This is a genomic window from Thermococcus sp. MAR1, assembly GCF_012027305.1.
In the GTDB taxonomy this organism is placed as follows: Archaea; Methanobacteriota_B; Thermococci; order Thermococcales; family Thermococcaceae; genus Thermococcus.
In genome coordinates this window covers 1315986-1330754 of the sequence record NZ_SNUF01000001.1, presented here as the reverse complement: position 1 = coordinate 1330754, position 14769 = coordinate 1315986, and the positions used below count along the sequence as shown (strand labels likewise).

Here is a 14769-nt window from a genome sequence, read left to right as displayed (position 1 = left end):
TTTGGGTGGTGAAAGAGATGCCAGTGCTGGGATTCAACGTAACCAAAATAGAGCTCGAGAGGATTACCCTCGCGGTGCCTCAGGGCCAAATAGAGGTCAGGCTCTCCCCCAAGGTTAAAGAGATGCGCCTCGGAGAGATACGCACTCCCACGGGGAAGCTGAACGGGATAGAAGTACTCTTCAGATACGAGATCGATTACAACCCCAAAATCGCCCAGGGTGCGATCGAGGGCGTGATACTCTACGTTCCGCCCCAGAAGGATAGAATGGATGATATACTTAACCTCTGGGAAGATGAGAAAAAGATAGACTCCCTGACCTTCGCGGAGGTCGTCAACTTCATAACCAAGGAGATTTCCCCGATCCTCATGCTGATGGCCAAGGAGATGCGTCTGCCCTACCATATACCCCTTCCGAGGGTTGAGGTCAAGCCTCAGCCCCAGTGACACCTTTCCCTTCTTTCTAATGATATATTCCCTCGGCCTCGTGGATTTTGTTCGCGGCTTCCTTGAGACCCTCCCTCATCATGGCGTTCTCTGCCAGCTCCAGCGCCCGAAGGTAGGCCTTCTTGTTGAAGTAGTACTCAACGGTCTCTATATCCGCCAGAACTTCCTCCGATCCAGTGGATGCCGCGAACTGCTTGAGCGCAGCTATGCGGACCCTGACCCGGAACCTAAGGTCGCTCTTGGTCTCCAGAACGCTCTTGTACGTCCCCATAGCCTCGTTGAGCTTGCCCATTCCAATGAGGGCTTCAGTTAGCTCGGTGAGCTTCTCAGCGGCCATCTCATCGTTCCCCTTGGCTCTGTAGGAGCTCACTATCTGGTAGAGCATCCTCGCGGTGTTGAGTCCGATGAGTTTGGCCCGGCTGAAGTTCTTCGCAAGCAGATACGCGTACTGAGCCTTCACGAGGCAGCTTGTCGTCCCGTCGAGGTCACCCTGGGAGTAAGCTACCTTGCTTGCCTTCTCGAAGTTCTTGGCTGCGGTGTCCATCATCTCAATGAAATGTATGTCGTAGCCGAATATGGCACGAATGAATCCCGCAAGCCGGTAGAACGCCTCCGCCGCACCCTTGGCATCGCCTTTCTCCAGCCTACCCTCGGCAATCTGACCATAGAGGGTTATCAGGGTCTCGGCGAGCCTCTTGTAAGACTCAACGTCGTTTATGGTCCTGTAGTAACGGTAAGCCGCCTCGTACGCCCTTATGGCCATGGGTATGTCATCGTTGTCCTGGTAGGAGTTGCCCAGGTCCTCGTAGATGGCCGCAAACTCCTCTGCGTACTTCATAAGGTTCCTCTCATCGTTAAGCGTCATGAAAATCTCAAGGACGTTTGAGCAGTACTCATCGAGAATATCGAGATTAACCTCGGCCCGGGAGATTTCCTCCTCTATGAGGTCGATATACAGGTAAGCGCTCTTCAGGAGGGAGGGGCGGGCCTTCTCAATGGCCTTCGTCTTTTTGAGAAGAACGTATCCTAGGTACTTGTAAAGCCTTGCGGCATCTTCGGTTTTACCTTCTTCCTCATAACCTTTGGCGGCGCGAAGGACCAATTTGAGTCCATCCTTGATTCTTCCCTCATTGAGCCTCTTGAAAGCGAGCTGTTCTAGCTCTTCTGGCCCCTCTAGCCCAACGTTCGCTGGCAAATTTCTCACCCCACATGATTCAAGTCCAGGGCTTGCTGGCTAAATTTAAGGGCTCGGGATATTTAAGCGTTGTCTATGCCCATACTATTCTGTACCCTGCTGCCTTTCTCAGGCGGTTCATAACCGCGAATCCAAGGCCCCTCTCCTCGATGCCCTCGGCGATTATCACGTCAACGCCTCTCTTATCGAGCTCTCTGAGTGCCCTGAAGAGGTTTCTCGCCACCTCTTCCTCCGTTTTCCCCAGGTGGAAGAACTCGTCCGCCTCGTACTCCTCCGTTGCCATGACTCCAACTCGCAGGCCCTTGGAACGGTACACCTCCACCAGCTCGGCTATCTTTCCCTTCACGTTTTCCCTCTTCCCCTCGACAACTATCACCTGAGCACTGGGCGAGTAGTGCCTGTACTTCATGCCCGGGGAACGGGCCACATCGACGAGTTTACCCCTAACAGCGGGGTGTATCTCGACTTCCCCTATTACCTTCTCTATCTCCTCGAGTGGCAGGCCACCGGGCCTCAGCAGGGTCGGCCTCTCTGAGCTCAGGTCTATAACCGTTGACTCGACACCGATCTTCGTTTCGCCGCCATCGATTATGCACTCGATTCTCCCGTAGAAGTCGTCTATCACGTGCTCCGCCAGCGTTGGGCTCGGCTTTCCACTTATGTTTGCTGAAGGCGCCGCAATCGGAGTGCTGGCCTTTATGAGGGCGAGTGCTATTGGATGCGCTGGCATCCTTACCGCGACTGTGTCGAGGCCGCCGGTGGTAACGTACGGAACCTCTCCCCTCTTGGGCAGGACCATCGTCAGGGGGCCCGGCCAGAATCTTTCAGCCAAAAGCTTTGCCTCCCTGGGAACTTCTTCAGCGAGCTTTTTCAGGTCGTCAAATTCTGCGATGTGAACTATGAGCGGATTGTCGGCTGGTCTTCCCTTGGCCTCGAAGATTCTCCTCACAGCGTTCTCGTTGAGTGCATCTGCGCCAAGACCGTAAACGGTCTCTGTAGGAAACGCGACGAGCCTTCCTCCCAGTATGAACCTCGCGGCTATTCTTATCCCCCTCTCGTCAAGTCCATCTCGCATGTTAATTACTACCGTCATTCTCTCACCAAGGATTCAGCGGGATAAGGCAGTTAAAAACGTTACCCAGCGACTTCCTCGTAGACCCTCTCGACTTCCAGAGCTGTTCTGCTCCAGGAGTACAACCCTGCGATCCTCCTCCCGATGTGGCCAGCTTTAGCATTAGACTTCGGTTCGAGGAACAATTTCACCGCATTAACCAGCTCATCGAAGCTTCGAAACGTTAGGCCGTTTTTGCCCTCCCGGATCAGCTCGGGTATTGCACTAACACGCCTCCCGACGGCAGGGACTCCGAGAGCGTTGGCCTCCAGTATGACCAGCCCAAAGCCCTCTCTCTTGGACGGCAGAACCAGAAGCCTGCTCCTTGACAGTACCGCGCCAACGTCGCGGCGATAGCCGGCAAACTCGACGTTCGGAGGTGCAGTCGCCTGGAGCCTTCTCCTGAGGGGACCGTCGCCGACGACCAGAAACTTTTCGTTCGGAAGGGCGCGTGCCAGCTCTATGAACGTCTCCGGGCTCTTGTAGTCTCTGAGCGCACCGATGAACGTGATGTACTCTCTCCTTCCCTCCGCCGGTTGGAGAGGTTTCACTCCGTTGGGCACGACTCTGACCCTTCCCGCACCAAGGGATGCGGCTTTTCCCGCGAGCCAGTGGCTAACGGCTATGATTGCATCGGCACTGGTTAGTGTTCTCTTGACGTAGAACCGTCCCAGGGTTAGCCTTGCCGTGTGCTCCAGATCGCTGCCGTGGGCAGTGACTACCAGGGGCAGTTCGGTTCTCTCTTTCGCGAGGACGGCGGCGTAGCTGGTCGTCCCCACGAAGTGGGCGTGAATCAAATCGAAGTCAAATTCCCGGTGGAGCCTGCATATTTTCTTTGCCCCCAGCAGGGCAAAGGTCGTCCCCCTGATCCCGTACACCGGTGGGACGCTGACTTGATGCACAAACTCAGCCTCAAATGATCTCGGCTTAACCGGCCCGTAGGTGAGAACGTGAACCTCGTGCCTTCTTCTCAGCTCCCTCACGAGGTTGTCCAGGTGGTTCGCAACGCCTCCGCCGTGGGGTGGGTAGTGTCCTACCATCAGAATCCGCATTTTGACCGGAGAAAATGGAGAAGAGACGTTAAAAAGGCTTATGGTCTTCCGTGGTTCCTTCCGCCGGGCGTTCCGGGTGAGGGTCTCTTGGTCGTCAGTTTGGCTAGGGTGCCCTTTATCTCGGGGATTAGCTCGTTGAGGAGGAGGGAGTATTTGCCCTGCTTGAGGGCCTCCTTTGCCTGGCTGATAAGGGACTCCAGTTCGCTCACGTCGTAGCCCTTCCTCTTGAGAACCTTGGCCATCACCTCGAACTGATGTATCTCCATTCCCAGCCGCATTTTCACCGATCCCTGGTAAACGGTTCTCATCTCGCGATATGCCCGCGATATGACGAAGTCCGCGTTGAAGCTTGCCATCATGGCTAGCCGGTACGCTCTGGAATATTCGCCGGAGTTGTAAGCGTCCCATGCGGCCTTTAATGCGGTCTTTGCCTCTTCGAGTTTCTTTCTAGCTTGAGGTATCTGGAGTCCATCAAGGAGCCCCTCGGCGCGGCCCGTCTTGTTCTGGACGTTGATGAGCAGGGAGTAAACCTCCTCCCTCGTGGGGGACTGGATGAGGTTATCCTCGTTGTAGGAGACGAAGTGGCTCTTCATCCAGGCGTCTATCTTCTCACGGCTCAGCGGGAACATCGGCTTTTCCTCAGAATAGGTTGCCGCGTACTTGACCTCGGATACGTGCATAAAGCGCTCCAGAGCGGCTATCGTCACGTTTTCCCTACCCTCCTCGGTCAGTACGAGAATCGGCTTTCCTCTGAACTCGTACGGCATAAGCTTCATGGCCCGCAGGTAACCCTCAATAGCAAGGGCATCACGGCCGTTGGCTATGACGACGGTTCCTATCTCGTTGAAAGCCTCCGGGAACTCCTCCTTGAGTGCCTGGATTACTATGAGGTTCGTCTCGTACCTGGTTTCGCCGTACCAGCGCTCGTACGGGATTCCAAACTCATCAAAATCCCTTGTGTACTCCTCCGGTATCGCCACGGGGCCGCCTACGATTATCACCCTCTCAGGCTCAGCGCTGAGTATCTCGGCGCTCACTGCCGGATCGTAGGTGCCCCACGGGCTGACCACGAGGTATGCCCCCAGAAGGTCTGCCACGTTCCCGGCTATCGCCCAGTCGGCCTCGTTGTCGCTGACTAGGATGACCAGCCGAGTTTCCCCGGCGGATGCACGGGGGAGGGGTGTTAAGCTCAGGATGAAGATAAAGCTGATGAACATTACAAGGCCTTTTTTACCCATCACGTCTTCTCACCTGCTTCTACCTTGGGAAAAGGCTTATTTAAGCCTTTTTCACGCAATCGTTTGCCTCCGTTCGAGGGTGAGGAAAATAGGGGGATAGAAATCCTCTCCCGGCGGTCGAAATATTAACGGACGTTCAGAAACGTTTACTCACGTTTAAAAACATCTCTGAAGACTTTTTGGGTGTATTCTCTCAGGGTCAAGTTTTCTCTTTTCGCCAGCTTTTCGAGGAGTTTTTGAGAGTGGCTTCCGTACTGGGCGGCCTTCTTCTCGCGCTCGACTATCTCCTTCGGTAGACCGAGCTCGCCGGCCGTCTTCCTAAGAATGGCCTTTCTGACGCCGTCCTCGATCTTTGCACCAGCCGGTGTTCCCAGAGCGACGGACACGACCGCTAGGTCAAGGAACGGCACGCGCCCCTCAACGGAGTTGAGCATGGATATTTTATCGTCCCTGGCCAGGTTTCTCTCCCCCATTTCGAGGAGATCCCTCTCCATCAGCGCTGGGTCCTTGAGGTACTTGGCATAGCCGCCGAACAGTTCATCCGCCCCCTGCCCGCTCAGGAGGAGCCTACAGCCCTCTCTACCTGCGAGCCTCGTGGAAAAATACAGTGGGACCCCTATCGCGAGGTTCATCGGATTCGCTTCCTCGATGGCGAAGATAATCCTTGGAACGGCCTCACGGACGTCGTCCAGGTCAAAAACGTATTCCCTGAGGGGAAGTCCTAGAAGCTCACTGGCCCTTCTGGCCCACTCCAGGTCGGGGCTGCCCTCGGCGCCGGCGGTGTATAAGACGACATCGGAGTGCTGAGCGGCCAGCAGAGCTATGAGGGAGCTGTCTAGTCCGCCGGAGAATAGAACGCCGGTTCTTTTTCCTATTCTTACTTTAACTGCGTGAGTCAGGGCATTAATAAGGGCGCGCTTTGCTCCCTCCGGAGTTAGGGTTACCCTCCTCAGCTCCGTGAGCGTGAGGACCTTCCTTCTCTCCACGCCCCGTCGGGAGATTACAACGAGCTCACCAGGTTCCACGGGAATCGCTTCCTCGCCTATGGCCCAAAGAACTTTCTTCTCCGATGCGAAGAAACCCCTTGGGGAGTAGTAGAGCGGCCTTATACCCACGGGATCGCGGAAGAGGTATATCCTCTCCCCGTCGCTGAAGGCCACTGCGTAGTCGCCCTCAAGCATGGTCATAGTTTTCCTAACTGCATTCCACACGTCCAGTCCGCTTTCAAGGAGATGCTCGATGAGTCTCAGGATCACCTCGCTGTCGACGTCCGTCTCGAAGGATGCACCTTTTTCCTCCAGGTACCCCCTCAGATGGCGGTGGTTGTAGATTTCCCCGTTGTGGACGAGGGCGAGGTCGTTGTAGAATGGCTGAGTGTATTCTGGGGAGCCTGTCATCGCCAGCCGACACTGAATGAGGCCAATCATCCCGTCCGGAATCTCGGCAACGCGCGAGAAGTCTTCTGATTTGAGCACTCCCTTATCGGTCCACACACCGAAGGAGTCCCTTCCCCTGTGCTTTCCCGCGAGTATCATCCTCACGAACCTACCCCTTAAACCCTCACCGATTCCTCCGGCTATCAGGCACATGCTCTCACCGTATGGATTTGAACATACGATGCCAAAAGACTTCTTCCTTATCCATTGAAAAAGTTTTCACAATCCGTTCCCCTGACTGAAAGTCCGCTCAAAAACTTCATATTCGAATGAACTAAGTCAGGTCGCCACAGGTGCAGCGATGCTCGTAGGCCAGGGTCTCAAGGTCATCGAATCCCACTCCAGTCCTGGCGGAGATGTAGAGAACCCTCGTCGGGGGAGCCAGCTCCGGAAGGGTCGAGCACATCCTGTAGGCGAGGAGCCCCTGTGTGGAGGGTTCCAATCTGAGCCTGGCGGTGAGGTACTCAATGTCGTCGAGGTACCGCCTGTACTCCTCTAGATCCCGCACGGTGTCAACCTTGCTCATCGCTGGAACGGTGGTGGTTCCGAGGCACAGCTCTATCATCAGACCAAAGAACCTGGCGAAACAGAAATCCGTCGGTTTCTTCAACACCTCCGGACTAAAGAGGTAAACCGTGAGCGGCTCTGGGAGGTTCTCCATCAGCCTGACGCCGAAGTCGTGGAAGAGAAACGTCTCCATCTGGCCGGGGGTGTCTAGGAGCACGTAGTCGTTTTTTCCGTCCAGCTCTATGATCGAAGAAACGTACTCAGAAACCCGTGGGAGGAGCCTATCGTAGCTCTCAACTATTGCCCCGTTGGGGCCATAGCCTTCCTCCATCAGTTCCCACGCCGTTATATCGTCTCTCACATCGAGGTTCGGTCTGTAGGGCAACCTCTTTACGCCCGTGTCCAGGTTCACGTACGAGACGGTGTAGCCGTTTTCCTCTAGGTATTTTCCAAACGCCCGGGTTAGGGTGGTCTTTCCGCTTCCGGCAGTCCCCACAAAGGTCAGTATCATCTCATCACCCTGGCCTTGAAGCCGGATATCCTTGCTATTCTCTCGGCCAACTCCATGTATGCCTTTGCGCCCTCAGATTCGGGTTTGTACTCAACCACAGGAACGCCCTCAAGGGTCGCCTCCCTTACGGCAGGATCCTCGGGGATGACGGCAAGAAGGGGCAGTTCCATTACTTCCTCTGCCACCTCGGGCGGAATTTCGGTCTCGCTGCGCCCGTAACGGTTCAGAACGAAGCCCAGAATCGCCAGACCCGCCTTCCTCAGAACCATCCCCACCTTCATGGTGTCGGTAACGCACGAGATTTCGGGGTTTGTGACGAGAAGAACTTCCTCTCCGCTCAGCATGGCGTTCATAGCGTCCATTTGAAGGCCAGCCGGGGAGTCTATGACAACAAAATCGAACCTATCCTTCAGCCGCTTTATCGTCTCGGGGAGCTTCCTTGGGTCGGCCCGTATAACGTGCTCCCAGTCTATCGACGCGGGAACGAGGTGAACGTTCTCATAAGCTGTGGCGTATATGGCGTCGCTTATGGTTGCCCTACCGGCCAGAACATCGTGAAGGGTAGTGTAAGCGTCGTCTATTCCCATGACAAGGCTCAGGTTGGCCATTGTGAGGTCTGCATCAACGGCACAGACGTGATAGTTCATCTTCCCAAGGGCGATGGCGAGGTTAGCCGTCGTTGTGGTCTTTCCCGTGCCTCCCTTGCCGGAGGCTATGGATATCAGCCTACCCATTGTCCCACCCATTTATTTTTCGGCTAAACCTTTATGAACCTTTAGTTATAGCCCCCTTTGGAAGTAACGCAAAAGAAGGAGAGTTTGAAATCTTCTGAGGTGAGAGAGATGAGGATGTTTGTTGCTGATACGAGCGTGATCGTTGACGGCAGGCTGACCCAGTTCCTTGCGGGCGTTGAAGGGAAGGTCAAGGTCATCATACCCGAGGCGGTCATAGCGGAGATAGAGCACCAGGCCAACGAGGGGAAGGCGATAGGCCACGTTGGGCTCGAGGAGCTCAAGAAGCTCCGCGAAATGGCAAACGAGGGCAGGATCATACTGGAGTTCCATGGAGAGAGACCCGAGCTCTGGCAGATAAAGAGGGCCAAGTCCGGGGAGATAGACAACATAGTCAGGGAGATAGCCAGGGAGCTGGGCGCCACCCTGATAACCGGCGACCAGGTGCAACGGGATATAGCGATAGCCAAGGGCATAGAGGTGATATACCTGACCGCCAGAAAAGAGGTCAAGCACCGCCTGGAGGATTTCTTTGACGAGACGACGATGAGCGTTCACCTGAAGGCCGGGCTGAGGCCCCTCGCAAAGAAGGGAAGGCCGGGCGAGTGGAGGCTCGTTCCGACGGGCGAGGAGGTTTTGACCGACGAGGAGCTTGAGGAGATAGCCGACGACATAGTCGAGAGGGCAAAGCGCGACCCCGAGAGCTTCATAGAGCTCGACGAGCCCGGAGCGACTGTCGTTCAGCTCAGGAACTACCGTATAGTCATAGCCAAACCGCCCTTCGCGGACAGGATAGAGATAACCGCCGTCAGGCCGGTCAAGAAGCTCAGCATAGAGGACTACGAGCTGAGCGAGAAGCTCATGGAGCGCCTCAGGGAGAAGGCGGAGGGGATACTCATCGCCGGAGCACCCGGTGAAGGAAAGACGACCTTTGCCCAGGCCTTGGCTGAGTGGTACGCGGGCATGGGCAAGATAGTCAAGACGATGGAGAAGCCCCGCGACCTTCAGGTCGGTGAAGAGATAACCCAGTACACTGCCCTGAGCGGCAGGATGGAGAAGACCGGTGACATACTCCTCCTGGTGAGGCCGGACTACACGATATTCGACGAGATGAGGAAGACGAGCGACTTCAAGATATACGCTGACCTTCGCCTGGCGGGAGTGGGTATGGTAGGAGTTGTGCACGCAACGAAGCCGATAGATGCAGTCCAGCGCTTCATCGGAAGGGTGGAGCTCGGAATGATACCACAGATAGTCGATACCGTCATCTTCATCAAGGCCGGAAGGGTCGCCAAGGTCCTGACGCTGGAGTACCTCGTCAAGGTGCCGAGCGGCATGAGGGAGGAGGATTTAGCGAGGCCGGTGATAGAGGTTCGCGATTTTGAAACTGGCGAGCTTGAGTACGAGATATACACTTACGGCGAGGAGATAAGCGTCGTGCCCGTCAAGAAGGAGGAGAAGGCCCCGGCGCTGAGGCTGGCAGAGAAGAGGCTCAAGCAGGAGATAAAGAAGTTCCTGCCCGATGTCTATACCGAGGTCGAGATAGTAAGCCCGCACAAGGCGATAGTTTACGCCGACGAGTTCGATATTCCTGCGATAATCGGCAAGAAGGGGAAGAGGATTACAGAGCTGGAGAAGAGGATAGGTATAAGCATCGACGTCAAGAGCTTCACCGAGAGGGAAGCCGAGAGGCCGAAGGAAAAGATACCCGTAGAGATAGAGGAAAAGAAGAAAACGATTGTCCTGAGGGTTTCACCCGACTACGCGAAGAAACCCCTCAAGTTCTACGGTGGCGAGCAGTACGTCTTCACCGCAACGCCCAGCAAGAAGGGCCTCGTCAAGGTCAGCAAGAGCACGCCGATAGGAAAAGAGCTGAAAAGGCTCATCGAGGCGGGGATATCCATCTGGGCGACCGCCTGAGAAAACTTTTTATAGTTTGCCTTCTTCTTTTTCATGGTGGTAAGAAGTGGGAGCCGCCGATGTGCTGGCCACCCTTGGAGCGGTCTTTTTCATTATCCTAATCCTCACCCCCTTCCTTCCAACGGGCATGAGCTTCCTGGGGACACTCCTTCTGGCCTTTCCCCTGGTAATCATGGTACTCCTACTGGTTAAGGTCTATGAGATCGAGGATAGACTCGCAGAGCTGAAAAAGGCCCTTGAAGAGCTGAAGAACTTGGAAGCCCGGGAAGATGGGGAATGAGTATGACGTCCTTGAGGCCGTTGGGGCAGTCGTGGCAGGGGTTGGGTTGGTAGTTCTCCTTATTGCCAGAGAAGCCGGGCTGCTCTTTGGTCCTCTCCTGCTTGCAATGGGGCTCATTGTATGGAAGATGGGCGAAATGAGGAGGGAGTTCAACGAGAAGCTCGAATCCCTAAGGGGGGAGATAGAGTCTCTTAAAGGCCCGGGAGGCACCATTGATGGTTGACGTCTCCACCAGGGGCTTTGGGGTAATCGTCCTTTCAATCCTCTTACTGATGTATCCTGTGAGATGGTTCTTTGTCATCATGGTTGTTCTGCTCTTTGCCCTCGTCGGCTGGACATTCATCGGGGTGGCGAACGAGATAGGCACTTTGAGATCAGAGATATCGACTTTGAACCGCGAAATAAAGAGGCTCAAGAAGGAGCTTGAGGAGGTGAGGGGAGATGAAGCTCGTTAGGGATCTCTCGGCGCTCTTTGCACTTCTCATATCCATCTCCATGCTTATGTACGCCCAGCCAGAACACAGGAAGGCTGTGGATTTCTACCTTGGCGTTTCCTTCGTTGTTCTGGCCTTTCTGCTTCTCGCCATCTGGAGGGAGCTGGAGCGCCTGGAAGACAGGATTCTCGAACTGGAGTTCATCCTAGGTGAGTCCAGTGGGGGAGAGGACGATGGTGAGGGTATGGAAGGATAGGGTTTTCTGGACTCTGGCAATTGGAGGCCTACTTGCATATCTGTCGGTGTTCTTTGTTGGTTCAGACGCCCTACTGGTGGGAAGTTTCCTCTGGGTACTGGCCTTTGTTTACCTACTCGTTTCAAGCATCGAAAAGTGGACGGGATTCAAAAGATCCACGTAACGGCTCAGCTGCGAGGGTACTCATCACGCCTCAGCTAGCGAAATTGTCTTCATCGCCGGGCTAAGTTCTCGCAAGATTTTTTAACCCTTTTCCGGAGGAGAGAACATGCTGGTTCTGGCCTCTGCCTCACCGAGGAGGCGGGAGATACTCGCCCGGTTCCTAGATAAGTTCGAGGTTATTCCGAGCAGGGCGAGTGAGGAGTGCGACCTGGAAAACCCCGCCGAGTACGCCCTGGAACTCGCCAGGAGGAAGGCATGGGAAGTTTACGAACGCGTGGGCGGAACCGTCATCGGCGCCGATACGGTGGTCAGCATAGATGGGAAAATCCTTGGAAAGCCCAAAGATGAGGGAGACGCCTTTAGAATGCTCAAGCTTCTCAGCGGAAGGGTTCACAGGGTCACGACGGGCTACTGCATAATCCATGGAGGTAAAGAAATATCCGGATCAGTTATCACGGAGGTCAAGTTTCGCGAGCTGGACGATGAGTTAATATGGGCCTACATCGAGACCGGCGAGCCCATGGACAAGGCCGGTGCCTATGGAATCCAAGGAAAAGCCGGCCTCTTCGTTGAGTGGATTAAAGGGGACTACTACAATGTCGTCGGCTTCCCGCTGGAGATAGTCTGGAAGCTGAGGGAGCTTGGATTTGACGTCATATCACGCTGAGGGCATTTATTTTTCAGATACCTCTCTTCAGAGGGGGTGGTTTCTAAAACTCCGCCGGTGAGCCTCTCGGGAAATCACTTTTTATGGTTCCGAGAGTATAACTTATTGTCACTATTTTGAGCATTGATTGTAACGAAATTTCTTCGAGAATCATAACAGGGAAGGAGCAGGGTTCGAAAACGCCGGCAACTTGTTAAAATTGGATATTTTGGATTTTAAAATATTAATATCGCTGTTTTCGGCGTTTGGACGTACCACGGTGCTCGGGAAATTACATGAACTTTTCTGTTCACTGAACGTTTGCAGTCTCTTGGACTCCCCTTTAACTCTTCCGAGCTCTCTGGCCTCACCGTTTCAGGCATTATGAGAGTCCCTTTTCTATCGGTTTCCAGAAAGGCTTAAATATTGGGAGTGTTTTAGAGGCTTATTAGGCAAATGGGAGGAAATTCCAGCCTGTTGCAATAAGACTCTAGGAGAATTGAAAGGTGCTTTGAGAACTCTGGGGTCTGGCGGAACAACTTTTTGTACGTTGCAATAAGACTCTAGGAGAATTGAAAGATACACGGACAAGCGGTGGGGTTTCTTGAGTTTCGTGACAAAGTTGCAATAAGACTCTAGGAGAATTGAAAGGTCGAACTCGGTAAGCTCAGCCACGCGGCCCACCATAAGTTGCAATAAGACTCTAGGAGAATTGAAAGGTCACTATTGCGTCGAAGATTGTGTAGGCCATGTCCTCGGTTGCAATAAGACTCTAGGAGAATTGAAAGCGTTGAACATCACGAACCTCTCCTGACCAACCTGGTTGCAATAAGACTCTAGGAGAATTGAAAGCTCTCAATACACGCCGAATCCACCACCGCGTGGAAAGTTGCAATAAGACTCTAGGAGAATTGAAAGGTGGGGTTTCTCCTGTATTATTCTCTTAAGCTCGGGTAGTTGCAATAAGACTCTAGGAGAATTGAAAGGGTTGTGGACTACTTCGCGACGGGGTGAGAAAATGGAGTTGCAATAAGACTCTAGGAGAATTGAAAGTTGGCTTTGTACTAGCATACTATCATCACTTCATCGCGTTGCAATAAGACTCTAGGAGAATTGAAAGAGGGGATTGTGATGTACGCCGCAGGAATGGAGGCCGGCGTTGCAATAAGACTCTAGGAGAATTGAAAGGAACGGGACAACACTAACAGACGCTGATTTTGTATTAGTTGCAATAAGACTCTAGGAGAATTGAAAGTAGAGAACAGTTGCAGTCACAAGAAAAATTACCTTACGTTGCAATAAGACTCTAGGAGAATTGAAAGCTCCGAAGGCATCTGAACCGAGAACGGGAGCGGCTCGTTGCAATAAGACTCTAGGAGAATTGAAAGATGAGGAACATCAGGAGCGCGAGGGCGATGTAGGGGTGTTGCAATAAGACTCTAGGAGAATTGAAAGGTTTTTTGAGATCCTCATCGCTGAGGCATATTTCATGTTGCAATAAAAGACTCTAGGAGAACTCCGAGGTTTTTATGAGTTTAAGTTCGAGGGGGTGTGGGGGACGGAACGTCCCCCCTCAATAAGACTCTAGGAGAATTGAAAGCAAACTTACAATAACTCTCCGAACAAGAGGTCTTCCTTTTTTCCTCCCGCCTTCTTGAAAACCCTCTCGCTCCAGGAGACGCTCCCAACGTCCCTTGGCCTGTGGGCGTCGCTCGCGAAGACCAGCTTTACACCGCGCCTTATGCATTCCCTTATGAAGCCCATATCTGGAACGCGGTAGCGGGAGCTTATCTCGAAGGCCTTTCCTTCTGCCTCCGCTAGCTCTATGAGCTCCCTCAAGCTTTCCTCATCGGGATAGCCGATGTACGGAAAACTCGCCCCGAAGTGCCCGATTACGTCAACGCTCTCGTCTAGTATTGCAGCTTTCACGAGCTCAATGTATTCCTCCGGGTCATTTAGCCAGAGGTGGACGCTGGCAATGACGTAATCGAGCTTTTCAGCAATCCCCGCGGCCACGTCGACGCCGCCGGAGGTTATATTGGCTTCGATCCCTGCCAGAACAGTTATCTCGCTCTCCTCTCCCCAGTGGCGGATCTCTCGGATATATCGGTTGAAGGCTTTCCCGGTTAGGTAGTGGCTGTGGTCGCTTATCCCGATAAGTTTCAAGCCCCTGACCTCTGCGGCCGCAACGTTGTCTCCTATCCCGCCAACGCCGTCGGAGTACGCTGAGTGAGTGTGCATATCGTGGGGAAAGTCTAGCATGTTAGGAACTCCGTAGGGGGATTAAAAAGCCTTCTGGACAAAATATCCAACGTAAAGCCCATCCTTGAGTTTTGACAACCTTTAAATACGTCAAAAGAGAAACTCAGCCGGTGGTGGAAATGGTCGAGCGCTCCAAGGTTAGGGTTCTCGTTGCAAAACCCGGACTTGACGGTCACGACAGGGGAGCCAAGGTCGTTGCGAGGGCCTTGCGCGATGCAGGTTTTGAGGTCATCTACACGGGCATAAGACAGACGCCGGAGCAGATAGTGGAGAGCGTCATTCAGGAGGACGTTGACGTCCTTGGAATAAGCATCCTCTCCGGCGCACACATGGTTCTGATTCCCAAGATACTCAGGCTCCTTGAGGAGCGCGGTATAAAGCCCAACGAGGACGTTCTCGTTATAGCCGGCGGGATAATCCCACCCGACGATGCCGAGCAGCTTGAGAAGACCGGGGTTGCCAAGGTCTTCGGCCCGGGTAGTCCGATCGGTGACATAATAAGTTTCATAGACGAGAACGTCACGAAGCTCAAGAAGTTCAGGTCGGCATGAGCCAACATTTATAATTTCTTTCTGGATAATT

The 14769-nt window shown here is 53.8% G+C and carries 17 protein-coding genes and 1 CRISPR repeat array; of the genes, 9 read left to right on the top strand and 8 right to left on the bottom strand.

Annotation, left to right across the window (positions count from 1 at the left end; all coding sequences use genetic code 11):
• Window positions 1-17 precede the first annotated feature (17 nt).
• Window positions 18-446: a hypothetical protein gene (locus E3E25_RS07560; RefSeq protein WP_167892778.1), complete on the top strand. Its 429-nt coding sequence runs from the start codon at window positions 18-20 to the stop codon at window positions 444-446.
• A gap of 16 nt (window positions 447-462) precedes the next feature.
• Here the strand turns inward: E3E25_RS07560 and E3E25_RS07555 are convergent, their stop codons facing one another.
• From E3E25_RS07555 to minD, 7 genes are all read right to left on the bottom strand, one after another.
• A complete protein-coding gene (locus E3E25_RS07555) occupies window positions 463-1650 on the bottom strand; it encodes a hypothetical protein (RefSeq protein ID WP_370456659.1) in 1188 nt (395 codons plus the stop codon).
• 64 nt (window positions 1651-1714) lie between these two features.
• The gene (locus E3E25_RS07550) at window positions 1715-2734 is read right to left on the bottom strand and encodes an L-threonylcarbamoyladenylate synthase (RefSeq protein WP_167892473.1); all 1020 of its coding nucleotides are present in this window, start codon (window positions 2732-2734) and stop codon (window positions 1715-1717) included.
• A 41-nt stretch (window positions 2735-2775) separates the two neighbouring features.
• Window positions 2776-3804, bottom strand: coding sequence for a glycosyltransferase family 4 protein (locus tag E3E25_RS07545; RefSeq protein ID WP_167892472.1), 1029 nt, complete (start codon window positions 3802-3804; stop codon window positions 2776-2778).
• A 38-nt stretch (window positions 3805-3842) separates the two neighbouring features.
• Window positions 3843-5042, bottom strand: coding sequence for a cell wall-binding repeat-containing protein (locus tag E3E25_RS07540; RefSeq protein ID WP_206204685.1), 1200 nt, complete (start codon window positions 5040-5042; stop codon window positions 3843-3845).
• A gap of 146 nt (window positions 5043-5188) precedes the next feature.
• Window positions 5189-6631 (bottom strand): asparagine synthase (glutamine-hydrolyzing), encoded by a 1443-nt coding sequence (gene asnB / locus E3E25_RS07535; RefSeq protein ID WP_167892470.1) that lies wholly within the window; start codon window positions 6629-6631, stop codon window positions 5189-5191.
• A 121-nt stretch (window positions 6632-6752) separates the two neighbouring features.
• Window positions 6753-7496, bottom strand: a complete 744-nt coding sequence (locus tag E3E25_RS07530; RefSeq protein WP_167892469.1) for an ATP/GTP-binding protein — start codon at window positions 7494-7496, stop codon at window positions 6753-6755.
• On the bottom strand, window positions 7493-8230 hold the full coding sequence (gene minD, locus E3E25_RS07525) for a cell division ATPase MinD (RefSeq protein ID WP_167892468.1): 738 nt from the start codon (window positions 8228-8230) through the stop codon (window positions 7493-7495). Before minD ends, E3E25_RS07530 begins: the two co-directional genes overlap by 4 nt.
• 108 nt (window positions 8231-8338) lie before the next feature.
• On the opposite strand from minD, the gene E3E25_RS07520 reads away from it, so the two are divergent.
• The 7 genes from E3E25_RS07520 (at window position 8339) to E3E25_RS07490 (ending at window position 11946) form a co-directional block, all read left to right on the top strand.
• On the top strand, window positions 8339-10147 hold the full coding sequence (locus E3E25_RS07520) for a PINc/VapC family ATPase (protein WP_167892467.1): 1809 nt from the start codon (window positions 8339-8341) through the stop codon (window positions 10145-10147).
• A gap of 46 nt (window positions 10148-10193) precedes the next feature.
• Entirely contained in the window at window positions 10194-10427 is a 234-nt protein-coding gene (locus tag E3E25_RS07515) for a hypothetical protein (RefSeq protein WP_167892466.1), read from the top strand.
• On the top strand, window positions 10417-10650 hold the full coding sequence (locus E3E25_RS07510; protein WP_167892465.1) for a hypothetical protein: 234 nt from the start codon (window positions 10417-10419) through the stop codon (window positions 10648-10650). Before E3E25_RS07515 ends, E3E25_RS07510 begins: the two co-directional genes overlap by 11 nt.
• On the top strand, window positions 10643-10882 hold the full coding sequence (locus tag E3E25_RS07505; protein ID WP_167892464.1) for a hypothetical protein: 240 nt from the start codon (window positions 10643-10645) through the stop codon (window positions 10880-10882). Before E3E25_RS07510 ends, E3E25_RS07505 begins: the two co-directional genes overlap by 8 nt.
• Window positions 10869-11117, top strand: a complete 249-nt coding sequence (locus E3E25_RS07500) for a hypothetical protein (protein WP_167892463.1) — start codon at window positions 10869-10871, stop codon at window positions 11115-11117. The genes E3E25_RS07505 and E3E25_RS07500 overlap by 14 nt, the downstream gene beginning before the upstream one ends.
• On the top strand, window positions 11095-11280 hold the full coding sequence (locus tag E3E25_RS07495) for a hypothetical protein (RefSeq protein WP_167892462.1): 186 nt from the start codon (window positions 11095-11097) through the stop codon (window positions 11278-11280). Before E3E25_RS07500 ends, E3E25_RS07495 begins: the two co-directional genes overlap by 23 nt.
• 105 nt (window positions 11281-11385) lie before the next feature.
• Window positions 11386-11946, top strand: coding sequence for a Maf-like protein (locus tag E3E25_RS07490; protein WP_167892461.1), 561 nt, complete (start codon window positions 11386-11388; stop codon window positions 11944-11946).
• A gap of 455 nt (window positions 11947-12401) precedes the next feature.
• A CRISPR array of direct repeats spans window positions 12402-13448; the repeat unit is 30 nt; unit sequence GTTGCAATAAGACTCTAGGAGAATTGAAAG.
• A gap of 82 nt (window positions 13449-13530) precedes the next feature.
• Here the strand turns inward: E3E25_RS07490 and E3E25_RS07485 are convergent.
• Window positions 13531-14187, bottom strand: a complete 657-nt coding sequence (locus tag E3E25_RS07485) for a PHP domain-containing protein (RefSeq protein ID WP_167892460.1) — start codon at window positions 14185-14187, stop codon at window positions 13531-13533.
• Between the two features lie 119 nt (window positions 14188-14306).
• On the opposite strand from E3E25_RS07485, the gene E3E25_RS07480 reads away from it, so the two are divergent.
• Complete coding sequence (locus E3E25_RS07480) at window positions 14307-14738, top strand: cobalamin B12-binding domain-containing protein (protein ID WP_167892777.1); 432 nt, start codon at window positions 14307-14309, stop codon at window positions 14736-14738.
• Window positions 14739-14769 lie beyond the last annotated feature (31 nt).

Coding starts and splice junctions, on each gene's coding strand:
- E3E25_RS07520 (WP_167892467.1), top strand. CDS start 8,339: ATGAGGATGTTTGTTGCTGATACGAGCGTGATCGTTGACGGCAGGCTG.
- E3E25_RS07540 (WP_206204685.1), bottom strand. CDS start 5,042: ATGGGTAAAAAAGGCCTTGTAATGTTCATCAGCTTTATCTTCATCCTG.
- E3E25_RS07495 (WP_167892462.1), top strand. CDS start 11,095: ATGGTGAGGGTATGGAAGGATAGGGTTTTCTGGACTCTGGCAATTGGA.
- E3E25_RS07485 (WP_167892460.1), bottom strand. CDS start 14,187: ATGCTAGACTTTCCCCACGATATGCACACTCACTCAGCGTACTCCGAC.
- E3E25_RS07510 (WP_167892465.1), top strand. CDS start 10,417: ATGGGGAATGAGTATGACGTCCTTGAGGCCGTTGGGGCAGTCGTGGCA.
- E3E25_RS07490 (WP_167892461.1), top strand. CDS start 11,386: ATGCTGGTTCTGGCCTCTGCCTCACCGAGGAGGCGGGAGATACTCGCC.
- E3E25_RS07505 (WP_167892464.1), top strand. CDS start 10,643: ATGGTTGACGTCTCCACCAGGGGCTTTGGGGTAATCGTCCTTTCAATC.
- asnB (WP_167892470.1), bottom strand. CDS start 6,631: ATGTGCCTGATAGCCGGAGGAATCGGTGAGGGTTTAAGGGGTAGGTTC.
- E3E25_RS07480 (WP_167892777.1), top strand. CDS start 14,307: ATGGTCGAGCGCTCCAAGGTTAGGGTTCTCGTTGCAAAACCCGGACTT.
- E3E25_RS07560 (WP_167892778.1), top strand. CDS start 18: ATGCCAGTGCTGGGATTCAACGTAACCAAAATAGAGCTCGAGAGGATT.
- E3E25_RS07500 (WP_167892463.1), top strand. CDS start 10,869: ATGAAGCTCGTTAGGGATCTCTCGGCGCTCTTTGCACTTCTCATATCC.
- E3E25_RS07545 (WP_167892472.1), bottom strand. CDS start 3,804: ATGCGGATTCTGATGGTAGGACACTACCCACCCCACGGCGGAGGCGTT.
- E3E25_RS07530 (WP_167892469.1), bottom strand. CDS start 7,496: ATGATACTGACCTTTGTGGGGACTGCCGGAAGCGGAAAGACCACCCTA.
- E3E25_RS07550 (WP_167892473.1), bottom strand. CDS start 2,734: ATGACGGTAGTAATTAACATGCGAGATGGACTTGACGAGAGGGGGATA.
- minD (WP_167892468.1), bottom strand. CDS start 8,230: ATGGGTAGGCTGATATCCATAGCCTCCGGCAAGGGAGGCACGGGAAAG.